We start from the raw sequence: 12,552 nt of genomic DNA, 5'->3' as shown, positions 1-12,552 counted from the left end.
CCGTGCCGCCCCGGCCTGCTCTTCAGGTCGGGGAATAAATGCGTTCACAGATTCATAGGACTACTTGAATGGCAATCATTGATTATTTTGACCGCGGGTTGCGCATCAATCCCCATGGCATTGCCTATATCCAGGGCGAGCGCAGCTACTCGTTCCGGGAGATTGGCGAGCTTTCCTGCCGCATCGCCAACGGGTTGCTGGCGGAAGGCTTCGGCAGGGAAACCAAGGGAGCGGTCTGGGCAGATAACGACGTGACTGCCTGGAGTTGTGCGCTGGGGCTATGGCGAGCGGGGATGGCGTACATCCCCGTCAACGGGCGCAACGCGCCGGAGGAGAACCAGTTCATTCTTGACGCATTCGACTGCGAAGTGCTGTTCTTCCAGGAAGCGTTCGCATCGGTAATCGAGACGCTGCGTCCCAGACTGCCGAAGGTCAGGCTCTGGGTGTGTATCGATGCCGCGCTGCCGTGGGCGCCGTCGCTGTCTACGTGGAGCGAGGGCCAGGCCTCGAGCGCGCCGCTCATCGATTACGATATGGACGATGTCGTGACCCTTTCGGCAACGGGCGGGACGACCGGAGCACCCAAGGGCGTGATGAACACGAACCGGGCTTACCAGACGTACTTCGCGCAGTTCATGATGGCGTTCCCCTATCAGGGGGACGAGCGCCCGGTGAATCTCGCCGCCGCGCCGATGACGCATACCGCCGGGATGCTGTCGCTGCCTTGCACTGCGCGCGGCGGTACGGTGGTCGTGCTGCCGAAGCCGGACCCTGCAGCCTTGATCGGCGCGATCGCGAAGCACCGGGTCACGGAGTTCTTCCTGCCGCCGACGGTGATCTACCGGCTGCTGGACATCCCCGGGATCGGGAAACAGGATTTCTCATCGCTCAAGTGCTTCCTTTACGGCGCCGCGCCCATGTCGGTGGAGAAGCTCAAGCGCGCGATCGAAGTGTTTGGCCCGGTCATGGCCGGCGGCTACGGCCAGACAGAAGCCCCGGCTTCGATCTCCTACCTGACGCCGGCCGAGCATTTTTCCGGCGGCGAGCTGGCGTCCGACGAACGGCTCTCCTCGGTCGGCCGCCCCAACCCGCTGATCCGCGTGGAGATCATGGGCGAGCACGGCGAGGTTCTGCCGCAAGGCGAGACCGGCGAGATCTGCGTGCGCGGCGACCTCGTCATGAAGGGCTACTACAAGGCGCCCGACAAGACTGCGGAGACGATCGTCGACGGCTGGCTGCATACCGGCGACATCGGCCACCTCGATGCGGAGGGCTACCTCCATATCACCGACCGCAAGAAGGACATGATCATCAGCGGCGGCTTCAACGTCTATCCGAGTGAAATCGAGCAGGTGATCTGGTCCCATCCGGCTGTGCAGGACTGCGCGGTGATCGGCGTGCCGGACGAGAAGTGGGGCGAGGCGGTGAAAGCCGTGGTGGAACTCAACGCGGGCTACGAGGTAAGCGCCGACGAACTCGTTGCCCTTTGCAAGCAGAAGCTCGGCTCGGTCAAAGCGCCGAAGAGCGTGGAATTCGTCACCGCACTGCCGCGAAGCCCGGTCGGGAAGGTGTTGAAGAAGGATCTGAGAGAACAGTACTGGCAAGGCCAGCAACGCAAGATCTGAACGAGGCACCCAGGAAAGAAGACATGAGCAACATTTACATCGCCGGCATAGCGATGACCATCTTCGGCCGGCATTTCGACCTGAGCATCGAGGGACTCGCCGGTGCCGCGCTACGGGGGGCCTTGCAGGACGCCGGCTGTAGTGCCGATGCCATCGGTGCGGCCTTCTACGCCGGCATCACCAATGGCCAGCTTCAGGGGCAGTTGTCGATCCCTGGCCAGGTCGTATTCAGCAAGATCGGTATCGAAGGCATCCCGGTGTTCAACGTCGAAAATGCCTGCGCGTCCGGCAGTACGGCGGTGCACCTTGCAGTACAGCACCTCAGGGCAGGCAGCTGCGACGTCGCGCTGGCACTTGGCGCGGAGAAAATGAACGTCGCTGACAAGGCGAAGTCGTTCGCCTTGTTCGTGGCGGGATGGGACGTATCCCGCGTCGAGGAAAACTTCGCGACGCTGGCGAAGCTGGGGGAAGGCATCGAGCCGCCGCCGGGATCGGAATCCGACCGGCCTTATAGCCGCTTCATGAAGATCTATGCCGCCCTGTGCCGGTATCACATGAAAACCTACGGCACGACGCAGCGCCAGATTGCGGCTGTGTCCGCAAAGAATCATGGTCATTCGGTGCACAACCCGCATTCGCAGTTCCGCCAGGCGTTTACGGTCGAAGAGGTGCTCGCCGCGCCGCCGATCACGTATCCGATCACGCTGCCGATGTGCGCGCCGGTCTCGGACGGTGCAGCGGCGGCAATCCTCTGCACGGAAGAAGGACTGCGGCGCATCGGCGCCGATCGCAGCCGTTGCATCCGGATCGCGGCGAGCGTGATCCGCAGCTTTTCGCATCGGCGCATCGACGAGCCGGAGAAGAACATCGGCCGCCTCGCCGCGCTTCAGGCTTATGAGCAGGCCGGCCTGGGCCCGGAGGATATCGACGTGGCCGAGGTGCACGATGCCTCGGCGATGGGCGAGATCATCCAGGCCGAAAACCTGGGACTGGTGCCGCTGGGGGAGGGTGGGCCGGCTGCGGAGCGCGGGGAATTTACACTCGGCGGGCGCATTCCGATCAATACATCTGGCGGCCTCGAATCCAAGGGACATCCACTGGGTGCGACAGGTATTGGCCAGCTCTACGAACTGGTCACGCAACTGCGTGGAGAAGCCGGTGCGCGACAGGTATGCGGCGCACGTCACGCGATTCAGGAGAACGGTGGCGGCTTGCAGGGCGTCGAAGAGGCGGCGCTCGCAATTCATATTCTGAGCAAGGAGTAAGGGTGGCAGATATGGATGGGTTCAACTGGCAAGGAGGACAGGCGTATCGGCCACTCGGAGGCTGGGTGGAGCGGCCAGATGACGTGCAGCCGCAACTCGACGGCGACGTCAGCGCGGATGTAGTCGTTGCCGGGGGCGGCTTTGCCGGACTGTCCACCGCGCTGGAGCTTGCCGCGCGCGGGGCAAAGGTGATCGTCCTCGAGCGCGAGTTCGCCGGGTTCGGTGCGAGCGGGCGCAACGCGGGCTATCTTGCGGGGGGGCAGGGGTTGGAGTACGACCTGTTTCTCAAGCGCGTGGGACACCAGCAGGCCAGGGAAATCGTGCGCTTCTACGATGAAGGCGTCGACTACGTGGAGCGCAAGCTTGCAGAGTACGCGATCGACTGCGACTACAACGCCTCGGGCATCATCCGCGCGGGCGTCCATCCGTCCCAGGAAAGGAAGCTGCGCAAGAGCATGCGTACCGGCGTGCAACTCGGATCCCCCGGGGAATTTCTTGACTACGCCGCGATGCGGGCACGGGGCATCCCGCCGGCGTTCCTGTTCGGATGTCATGTCCCTCGCGGCGGTACGCTCGATCCCGGCAAGTATGTTCTGGGGCTGCGGCGTGCGGCGCTGCGCGCGGGCGTGAAGCTCTATGAGAACACGCCGGTGCTGTCCTGGGACGAAGGTCCCACCGTCCGGGTGCGGACCGCGAAGGGCAGCGCGAGCGCGCCGTTCCTGGTGCTTGCAACCAACGCCTATACGCCGCAACTTGGCCTGCTGCGGAACAAGGTAATGCCGCTGCGGGTGTCGGCAATCGAGACCGAGCCGTTGTCCTCGGCGCAACTGGCGTCGCTTGGCTGGCCACGGCGCGAAGGCATCGTGACGTCGCACTGGACCATGGAAAGCCATCGGCTGACGGCGCGCAATACGCTTGTTCTGACGACGAAGCGGTTGCGCTACATCTATGGTGCGCAGACACCGAACGTGCCGGACGAAGCGTCCTACCGTGCCCTGGCCAGGGCGCTGCATGAGCGGTTCCCCATGCTGGGAGACGTCGCCATCCGCTCATGCTGGAGCGGGTACATCAGCCTTGCCTACGATGCGCTGCCCGTGGTCGGCGAGGCGGGTGCTGACCGCAACATCCTTTATACCGCCGGGTGTTCCGGGCATGGCGTAGGTACCCAGTCGTTGATGGGACTGCTGCTGGCCGAACGGATTCGTGGCGCGGAGCATCCGCTACTCTCGGCGTTGCACCACAGGACGCCGTCGACGCTGCCCGAACCGCTGCAATGGTGCGCCGTCAATTCCGCGCTGGGCGTGGCCAACATGATGGACGAGCGGGTGAACCGCAAGGCACGCTACGCAGCGCGGTCGTAGGCCTCGCCGATCATTGCCGTCGCAGCCAGGACAAAGGAGGTAAGCCCCCGCCGAAGCGACCCGGGCGCCACGCGCGTCGACGGGCGTCAGATATAATGATGCCCGCCCAGCCTACCGCTGGCGCGATTCCTTACAAAGGGCTGAAAAGCCCTGAATCAAGGCAGACAGGATGACAGTGCCCATGGAGCAGCGCACCCCCAGGAAGCGGCGTGCATCGAGCGCAGCCGCCACAGGAGCCGACCCCGACAGCTTGCGAGCCCAGGGCTTGCGCACGCGCAATGCCATCGTTCGCGTTGCCAGAAAGCTGTTGCTCGAGGGCGGCAGCCTGGAATTCTCGCTGCGTGCCGTCGCCCTCGGCGCCGGGATTAGCATCAGCAATCTCCAGTACTACTTTCCCACCCGGCAGGCCGTCCTGCGGGCGATCATGGCGCCGATTATCGACGGCTATCTCGAAGACCTGAAGCGCGCGCTGGACAGCCGCGTCACGCCGCGCGAGTCGCTCAACGCACTGCTGGATAAGGCGCTCAGCGACGCGAGGAATGTCAAGGACTCGGCGCTGTGGTGGCACTTCGTTTCGCTGGCATCGACCGATCCCGAGTGCGCGCGGATGTTCGAGGAGTGGTATGACACGCTGACGCGCGGCATTGCGGAACTGGTGCGGGCGATCAATCCGGAACTGAAAACGGCAGACAGCCTGCACGCTGCCTCGTTGCTGATTGCGCTGGCCGACGGACTGGCGCTGCAGGTCGGCGCGGGGCGTCGCAAGCGTGACTCGCGCGGGCTCGATGCGGCATATCGGACCGCTGTCGAGCAGATCATATTCAAGGAGCGGTCAACCGAAATGGCCGGCTAGCGGCGACAAAGCAACGCTACTGCGTGCCAACGCCAGGAGACAGGGAATACCCTGTCTTTTTTTCGCTTGTATGTTTGTCAACATGACCTATGTTTGTTATTGTGTTCTAACACGATGGGCGGTGGGCGTGCCGTATCTGCGGCAAGCCGCCACGCATGCTTCCATGACAGGAGGAGACTCAGAATGATTCGATTGCACAAGACCGCGGCGTTGCCGGTAGTTGGCCTGACCGGATTCGAGACGCCGCTGAGCGAAGAGGAAAACGCGATCCAGCAGACGGTTCATCGCTTTGCGCGCGATGTGCTGCGGCCGATCGGCAGGGAGCTTGACCGCATGGCGCCCGAGGACGTCATCGCTGCGGGTTCTCCGTACTGGACGGCGATGATGGAGAGCGCGAAGCTCGGGCTCGATCCGCAACTCATCGCGCAGTTCCCGCCGGAGGTCGCGGTGCGCATCGAGTCGCTGATCGGCGAAGAGCTGGGCTGGGGGGATTCGGGTCTGGCCGTTTCGCTCGGCGCTGCGACCATGCCGCTGACGATGGCGCAGTCGCTCGGCAATCAGGAACTGATCGAGATGTGCACTGGAAAGATCGGTTGCTGGATGAATACGCAGCCTGACCGTGGCTCCGATGCCGCGATCCTCTACCGCGAAGAGCTGAGCGCAGGCGGAAAGCAGCCGGTTGGCAACGTGACCGCCAGGGTCGGTGCCGACGAGATCGTCATCAACGGGCAGAGCTCGGCATGGGTGTCGAACGGGTCGGTGGCACAGGTGGCGCTCGCCTACATGGCGGCGGACTATGGCGACGGGTTCCACGGGACGGATGAGCACGGCGCGTTTACCAACGGCATCGGCCTGATCCTGCCGCTCGACCTGCCTGGCATTTCGCGCGGCAAACCGCTGGACAAGATCGGCCAGCGTGCGTTGCCCCAGGGCGAGATCTATTTTGACAACGTCAGGGTGCCCAGGCGCTTCGCCATCGCGCTGAAGGACGAGTACCTCGGCAACCTGGCTTCTACATGGTCGTTCGCAGGTACTCACATGTGCCAGGTCTTTGTCGGTGCGGCCCGCGCCGCGTTCGAACTTGCGCTTGCCTATTGCCATGAGCGCAAGCAGGGCGGGGCGCTGCTGCTGGAACACCAGATGACCCAGTTGCGCGTGGGCGAGATGCTGCGCCGACTCGAGATGGCACGTGCCATCGCCCGCCGCAGCCTGGCGTTCGCGCGACTGTCTCCGCAGAGTCACCCGTATGCGACCGCGCAGGCCAAGGTCAGCGTAACCGAGGAGGCCATGAAGATCACGCACGAGGCATTTCAACTCTTCGGCGGCAACGGCACGACGCGCGAGTTCCCGATCGAGAAGTTGTTCCGCGACGCGCGCTCGGCGCTGATCGAGGACGGCGAGAACTACGTGCTCACGTCGCGGCTGGGCGTGCTGGCCGGGCGCCTCCACCAGAATGGGTGGACGCGGGAGTAGGCGCCTGGTCAAGCGCGGGATACCGGCCGTCGCTGCAGGCGGCTGGAGCGCGCCAGACCAATCAGCCATTTGCATGGGACAGCCACGATGACGTCAAGCTCCTGCTCGACCACGACCGCCTTCGGGCATCAGCCTGGCTCCAGTGAGCTGCTCCACTTCATCCGGGCATCGGTGGCAAGGATTCGAATGGACGCCGCGGACGGCGCCGCCATCGAGCGCCGCTTATCGAGCCTTCTGCGGCACGCGCTCGCGACAGGCTCGCCATTCGATATCGCCCTCGTATTGGGGAGCGCGGCCGAACTCATGCTGTTCCCGGAGCAGGAAGTGCTGGAGCAGTGTACAGCCGCAGTCCAACAGGTCGATCAACAGGCGCTGCGTGGGCTCGTCTGGGCTGTCCGGCACAGAAGCATGAGAAGCGGGAAGAGCGTTCGCAGGTTCGCGCTCGACCCGCAATGAGATGACAGGAAACAGCGAAGCACTATGGGCAAGATTTCGTCCTCGGACACTTCAGTCAACACGCAGCGAAGGCAATTGCTGAAAATGGCCGGCGCCTCCACGGCGGCAGGAACCATCGGCTTGAGCCCGGGGCCGGCCAAGGCGGCCAAGGCCGGTACGCCCGAAGACGTCCTCGACGTCGCCATCATCGGCGCGGGCCTGGCGGGCCTGACCGCGGCGAGGGACCTGCGCCAGGCAGGCTGCGAGTCCTTTGTCGTGCTGGAAGCGCGCAATCGCGTGGGCGGGCGGACGCTTAACTACGATGTGGGTTCGGGACAGGTGTCCGAAGTCGGGGGACAGTGGATCGGCCCCGGCCAGACGGCGGTGGCCGATCTGGCGCGCGAACTCGATGTGGGCACGTTTCCCAGCTACTACAAGGGGAACACGGTCATCCTCGGCGGTGACGGTCGTCTGGAGGTCGACCTGAAGGGCACATTCGGCAGCGACGAGGCGATCGGTGGCAGGCTCAGCGTGCTTTCGCGCGACGTGCCGTCGGGCGCGCCGTGGAAATCACCGAAGGTCGTGGAACTGGACAAGCTGTCGGTTGGCGACTGGCTGGCGAAGCAGAACATCAAGCCCGAGGACCGAACGGGGTGGAATGCGAGCATCGCGCTTTCCGGCGGCGTGATGCCGGCAAAAATGGGGATGCTCCATTTCTTGTCAATGATCAATTCGGCCGCCTGCGACTATATGCAGCTGGACAGCATCAAGCACAGCGCCCAGGAAACGCGATTTGCCGGTGGTTCGCAGATCCTCTGCGTCAGGATGGCGCAGGCATTGGGGAAGAGGGTGCGCCTGTCGAGCCCCGTCCGGCGCATCTCGAACTGGGACCGCGAGGTCGTCACGCTGCACACGGACCAGGGCGAAGTGCGCGCGCGCCAGGTCATCATGGCCCTGAGTCCACCCTTGTGCCAGCAGTTGCAGTTCGATCCGCCGCTGCCGCAGAAGCGAGCAGCGCTGCAGCGCGCCTGGCCCGCCCATTCGCCGGCGCGGAAGACGGCAATGGTCTATTCCCGCCCGTTCTGGCGCGACAAGGGATTGAACGGACATATCTTCCAGGTCGACGGGCCCATTCTGTGGGCCTTCGACAACTCGCCGCCGGGGGGCGAGATCGGCGTCATCAACGCCTTCATCTCGAACGCGTCGGTTCCTTCGGATCACAAGGCGGCGCAGAGGTTCCTGTCAGAGATCTATGCGCAGGCATTCGGCAGCGAAGCCTTGGCGCCGGTTTCATACCACGATCACGACTGGGGCCGTGCCGATCCCTGGACGATCACCTGTGTCTCCGCCATTCCGCCGGGTTTCTGGAGCACTCACGGCGAGGCATTGCGGCCGCCCTGCGGCAAGCTGATCTGGTCGGGCACCGAGACGGCCGAGATCTGGGCCGGCTACATGGACGGCGCCGTGCGCTCTGGCCATCAGGCCGCCCTCCAGGTTCTCAATGCCTTGCGTCGCGCCTAGGAGACGGAAATGAAGAAACGCATATGGTTGGGCGTTCCCGCTATCGCCGCCGCCGGGCTGCTCGCCTGGTTCGGCCACGACCTCCTGGGGATCTATTGCCTCGACCGCTATATCACGGCCTCGGCTGCCGCCTATGACGCCGATGGCGGCCCGTGGCCACGCGTGACCGACGCCTGCATCGGCTGCCACGGCGCCAGGGGCAATTCGCTGCACCAGGGCTATCCGAGCCTCGCGGGCCAGCCGGCACCGTACGTGGCGGCCCAGCTTCACAAGTTCGCCAGCGGGGAGCGGCCCAATCCGATCATGGGTCCGTTGGCCAAGACCATGAGTGAGGCAGAGATCAACGATCTTGCCGGCCACTTCGCCAGGCAGCCGGCCGGCGCCAACCGTTACTTCACGCCCGATGCCGGATTGCTGGAGAAGGGCAGGCGGCTGGTGGCCGCGGGAAACTGCGCCGCGTGCCACGGCAGCCAGCTGATGGGGCACGACCAGTTCCCGCGCCTCGCGGGCCAGGGCTACGAGTATCTGCTGGCGCAGTTTGATGCGTTTGCCACCGGCACGCGCGGCGAACCGACCGGGATGATGAAAAGCGTGGCCGCGGCGGCGTCGCCGGAGGACCGCAAGGCGATGGCCACCTACCTCGCCAGCCTGGCGCCGCGAAAGCCGTGAACAATCCAATCCTGCCAATCGAGCCTTGGGAGTCGTGATGGACCGCAATCTCTATCTTCTCTGTTTTGCCATGTTCGTCCTCGTGATGACGTCATTGATCCACGGCCTGAAGTTCCTCAGGCAGCGCAACTACCTGCTTGGCTTCGAATGGCTGGTCGTGACCTTCTCCGCATCGAATTTCCTGCTTTTCGCCTTGGGCGGCGTGCAGTTTTCGTATGGCATCTCATACTTTTGCGATGCGTTCTCCCGGGGCTTCGGCATCCCGGTGGTTGCCTTGACCGGGCTGATGTCCGTTACGCATCGCTACAAGCCGTCCATCCTGATGGATGTCGTGTTCTTCGCGGGAGCGATCGCAGGGACCGTCGTGCTGTTGTCGGTCGACGCGCTGGCGCAGCCGAGGCCGTATTTCTATGTGGTGATGTGGTCGGTATTTTCGGTATACCTGGCCTGGTTTACCTGGAAGCTGCTCAGCGCCGGAGAAAGCTGGCACGCATTTGGCGTGTTCATGGTCCTGCTGACCGCGCAAGCCATTGCCTGCATCTATGATTTCCACACGATCCCCGGCGACGACGAGCAACACCTGATCTTCTTTTCGCTCGCTTGCCTGACGTGGTCGTTCATGTGTGTGGAGCTGTACTACGCGTACTGCGCACTGGATCGCGCGGAAAAGGATGCGGGGTCGCTGGCTCCCATGCCGGCGCTTCGATGAACGGGGCGACCGGATGAGCAATGCTTCTTCAGCGTTCGCCGGCACGCCGCCGGCACAGGAGACACTGGGCTTTGACCTGGGCGGACTCGAAGCCTGGATGGCGCGCCATGTGGAAGGCTTTGCCGGCCCGCTGACCGTTGAGCGGTTCAGCGGCGGCCAGTCCAATCCAACGTACAAGCTCGTCACGCCGCGCCAAACTTACGTTATGCGCGCCAAGCCGGCGCCGAAGGCAAAGCTGCTGCCGTCGGCGCATGCGATCGAGCGCGAGTTTCGTGTGACGGCGGCGCTTGCCGACACCGAAGTGCCCGTGGCCAGGATGTATGCCCTATGCGAGGACGAAGCAGTCATCGGTCGTGCCTTCTACATCATGGAATTCGTCAATGGCCGCGTGCTATGGGATCCCGCGCTGCCTGGCATGAGCAATAGCGAACGTACGGCGATCTACGATGAGATGAATCGCGTGATCGCGGCGTTGCATCGCGTGGACTACAAGGCCATCGGCCTTGCGGACTACGGTAAGCCCGGCAATTATTTCTTTCGCCAGATCGAACGATGGAGCAGGCAGTACAGGCTGTCCGAAACCGAATCGATCCCGGCGATGGATGCGCTGATTGCGTCGCTGCCCGACCGAATCCCGGAGGAAGCGGAGGAGCAGGTCTGCATCGTGCACGGGGACTACCGGCTCGACAACCTCATGTTCCATCCGACCGAGCCCCGCGTACTTTCGCTGCTCGACTGGGAGCTGTCGACGCTGGGTCATCCGATGGCCGATTTCAGTTATCACTGCATGAGCTGGCACATTTCACCGGGCCCGCTGCGAGGCATGGGAGGTGTCGACCGGGCCAACCTGGGCATCCCGGACGAAGCGCTTTACCGCCACGCGTATGAGCAGCGCACCGGGCGCAGGATCGGCGGGAACTGGAACTTCTATCTCGCGTTCAGCATGTTCCGAACCGCAGGCATCCTGCAGGGGATCATGAAGCGGGTGGTGGATGGCACGGCGTCATCGGCGCAGGCGCTCGAAGCGGGAAAGCTCGCCCGACCCATGGCCGCGATGGCCTGGAAATACCTGCAGAAGCAGGCGCGATGACCAGCATCCATGGGGCCGCAGCCGCGGCTTCGTCGAGTCAATCAGACCAACGCGATCACGAATTCCTGTTCTACGCCAGAAGCGGGAAACGCTACTGCGCCTGGGACGACCTGCGTTGACTCCGGTACTGACACCATTTCTCTACATCGCCCAATCATGACGAATTCCAACTCTCCCCTCGCTCAGCCCCGGTTTGCCGAGTCCCTCGATTTCACCGGCAAGACCGTGCTGGTCGTGGGGGGCTCCAGCGGCATAGGCAATGGCATCGCGCAGGCATTCCGGCAACTCGGTGCAGAGGTTCACGCCTGGGGCACGCGTGCCCGGGCGTCCGACTATCGCTTCGACGAAGGCTCAGATCTTTCCGGCCTGCACTACGCGCAAGTGGATGTTTCCGACCAGGCGGCCGTCAACGCCGTGCGGCCCGCCTTCGAACGCCTGGACGTGCTGGTGCTGGCGCAAGGTACGATCCAGTACAAGCGGGCCGAGTTCGAGATGGTCACCTTTGACCAGGTGCTGCACGTCAATCTGTCCAGCGTGATGGCCTGCGCGGTCAAGTTCCGGCCGATGCTCCATGAGAGCCGGGGGTCGCTGATTACGCTGAGCTCGATCGCGGGCTTCCGGTCCGTGCGGGGAAACCCGGCTTACGCCGCATCCAAGTCCGGCGTGGTGGGCTTGACCCGTACGCTGGGTGAAGCGTGGGCGGCCGAAGGTATCCGCGTCAACGGCATCGCCCCTGGCCTGGTGGACACAAAACTCACCAAGGTGACCACGGCGTCGCCCGCTCGGCTCGATGCAACGCTGTCGCGCGTGCCCATCGGCCGCATGGGCTTGCCGCACGAGATAGCCGGGGCAGCCATCTTCCTGGCCTCTCCCCTGGCTTCCTATATGGTTGGCGAGACCCTTCTCGTCGACGGCGGCCTGACGCTCGCCTGACGTCGGGCGCCGCGGAGTCATCATTAACTGATTGGTGTTTTGTCCTGCTAATGAAACGACCTGGAGTTTCGCCATCTGGCGGGCTTCCGGTGCAAGGGGATCTATCGATATGCAAATTGGTATTCCGCTGGAAACACTGCGAGGCGAGACTCGCGTCGCCGCCACCCCGGAGACAGTCAAGAAGTACGTCGCCCAGGGCCACAAGGTGGTCATGCAGGCCGGCGCCGGCGTAAGCGCCAGCCAGCCCGACGGCGCGTATGAGGCGGTCGGCGCCACCATCGGCACCGCCGCCGAAGCCCTGGGCGCCCAGCTGGTGCTCAAGGTGCGCGCACCGGACGCCGCCGAACTGGCGCAGATGAAGCCGGGCGCCGTGCTGATCGGCATGCTCAATCCCTTCGACGCCGAGAACAACGCGCGCATGTCCGCCGCGAACATCACCGCCTTTGCCCTCGAAGCCGCGCCGCGCACCACGCGCGCGCAGAGCATGGACGTGCTGTCATCGCAGGCCAACATCGCCGGCTACAAGGCCGTGCTGGTGGCCGCGCACCACTACCAGCGCTTCATGCCGATGCTGATGACCGCCGCCGGCACCGTCAAGGCCGCGCGCGTGCTGATCCT

General features: G+C 64.1%; 12 protein-coding genes. All 12 read left to right on the top strand.

Annotated elements, in window-relative coordinates:
- The first annotated feature begins 68 nt into the window (after positions 1-68).
- Positions 69-1,625: a class I adenylate-forming enzyme family protein gene (locus AC3WRI_RS02805; RefSeq protein ID WP_492292536.1), complete on the top strand. Its 1,557-nt coding sequence runs from the start codon at positions 69-71 to the stop codon at positions 1,623-1,625.
- A gap of 23 nt (positions 1,626-1,648) precedes the next feature.
- A complete protein-coding gene (locus tag AC3WRI_RS02800) occupies positions 1,649-2,890 on the top strand; it encodes a thiolase family protein (protein ID WP_492292535.1) in 1,242 nt (413 codons plus the stop codon).
- 11 nt (positions 2,891-2,901) lie between these two features.
- Positions 2,902-4,251 carry an NAD(P)/FAD-dependent oxidoreductase gene (locus tag AC3WRI_RS02795; RefSeq protein WP_058698876.1) on the top strand — a complete coding sequence of 450 codons (1,350 nt, stop codon included), beginning with the start codon at positions 2,902-2,904 and terminating at the stop codon, positions 4,249-4,251.
- Positions 4,252-4,432: 181 nt separating this feature from the next.
- Positions 4,433-5,104, top strand: coding sequence for a TetR/AcrR family transcriptional regulator (locus AC3WRI_RS02790; RefSeq protein ID WP_081050390.1), 672 nt, complete (start codon positions 4,433-4,435; stop codon positions 5,102-5,104).
- A gap of 183 nt (positions 5,105-5,287) precedes the next feature.
- Positions 5,288-6,577 carry an acyl-CoA dehydrogenase family protein gene (locus AC3WRI_RS02785; protein ID WP_492292533.1) on the top strand — a complete coding sequence of 430 codons (1,290 nt, stop codon included), beginning with the start codon at positions 5,288-5,290 and terminating at the stop codon, positions 6,575-6,577.
- Positions 6,578-6,763: 186 nt separating this feature from the next.
- Positions 6,764-7,033, top strand: coding sequence for a hypothetical protein (locus AC3WRI_RS02780; protein ID WP_231881388.1), 270 nt, complete (start codon positions 6,764-6,766; stop codon positions 7,031-7,033).
- A gap of 24 nt (positions 7,034-7,057) precedes the next feature.
- The gene (locus AC3WRI_RS02775) at positions 7,058-8,533 is read left to right on the top strand and encodes a flavin monoamine oxidase family protein (RefSeq protein WP_492292531.1); all 1,476 of its coding nucleotides are present in this window, start codon (positions 7,058-7,060) and stop codon (positions 8,531-8,533) included.
- Between the two features lie 9 nt (positions 8,534-8,542).
- Positions 8,543-9,202 (top strand): c-type cytochrome, encoded by a 660-nt coding sequence (locus AC3WRI_RS02770; protein ID WP_058698880.1) that lies wholly within the window; start codon positions 8,543-8,545, stop codon positions 9,200-9,202.
- A gap of 37 nt (positions 9,203-9,239) precedes the next feature.
- Positions 9,240-9,911, top strand: a complete 672-nt coding sequence (locus AC3WRI_RS02765; protein ID WP_492292529.1) for a hypothetical protein — start codon at positions 9,240-9,242, stop codon at positions 9,909-9,911.
- A 13-nt stretch (positions 9,912-9,924) separates the two neighbouring features.
- A complete protein-coding gene (locus tag AC3WRI_RS02760) occupies positions 9,925-11,001 on the top strand; it encodes a phosphotransferase (protein ID WP_492292528.1) in 1,077 nt (358 codons plus the stop codon).
- Positions 11,002-11,157: 156 nt separating this feature from the next.
- Positions 11,158-11,934: an SDR family oxidoreductase gene (locus tag AC3WRI_RS02755; protein ID WP_051398462.1), complete on the top strand. Its 777-nt coding sequence runs from the start codon at positions 11,158-11,160 to the stop codon at positions 11,932-11,934.
- A gap of 109 nt (positions 11,935-12,043) precedes the next feature.
- Positions 12,044-12,552 (top strand): Rossmann-fold NAD(P)-binding domain-containing protein (locus tag AC3WRI_RS02750; RefSeq protein WP_492292526.1); only part of this gene is annotated, 509 nt, incomplete at its 3' end.

It is taken from the genome of Cupriavidus sp. FW305-27, from assembly GCF_058787995.1.
The sequence above is the reverse complement of the archived record's forward strand: the minus strand, read 5'-3'. Positions and strand labels throughout refer to the sequence as shown.

Coding starts and splice junctions, on each gene's coding strand:
- AC3WRI_RS02805 (WP_492292536.1), top strand. CDS start 69: ATGGCAATCATTGATTATTTTGACCGCGGGTTGCGCATCAATCCCCAT.
- AC3WRI_RS02800 (WP_492292535.1), top strand. CDS start 1,649: ATGAGCAACATTTACATCGCCGGCATAGCGATGACCATCTTCGGCCGG.
- AC3WRI_RS02795 (WP_058698876.1), top strand. CDS start 2,902: ATGGATGGGTTCAACTGGCAAGGAGGACAGGCGTATCGGCCACTCGGA.
- AC3WRI_RS02790 (WP_081050390.1), top strand. CDS start 4,433: ATGGAGCAGCGCACCCCCAGGAAGCGGCGTGCATCGAGCGCAGCCGCC.
- AC3WRI_RS02785 (WP_492292533.1), top strand. CDS start 5,288: ATGATTCGATTGCACAAGACCGCGGCGTTGCCGGTAGTTGGCCTGACC.
- AC3WRI_RS02780 (WP_231881388.1), top strand. CDS start 6,764: ATGGACGCCGCGGACGGCGCCGCCATCGAGCGCCGCTTATCGAGCCTT.
- AC3WRI_RS02775 (WP_492292531.1), top strand. CDS start 7,058: ATGGGCAAGATTTCGTCCTCGGACACTTCAGTCAACACGCAGCGAAGG.
- AC3WRI_RS02770 (WP_058698880.1), top strand. CDS start 8,543: ATGAAGAAACGCATATGGTTGGGCGTTCCCGCTATCGCCGCCGCCGGG.
- AC3WRI_RS02765 (WP_492292529.1), top strand. CDS start 9,240: ATGGACCGCAATCTCTATCTTCTCTGTTTTGCCATGTTCGTCCTCGTG.
- AC3WRI_RS02760 (WP_492292528.1), top strand. CDS start 9,925: ATGAGCAATGCTTCTTCAGCGTTCGCCGGCACGCCGCCGGCACAGGAG.
- AC3WRI_RS02755 (WP_051398462.1), top strand. CDS start 11,158: ATGACGAATTCCAACTCTCCCCTCGCTCAGCCCCGGTTTGCCGAGTCC.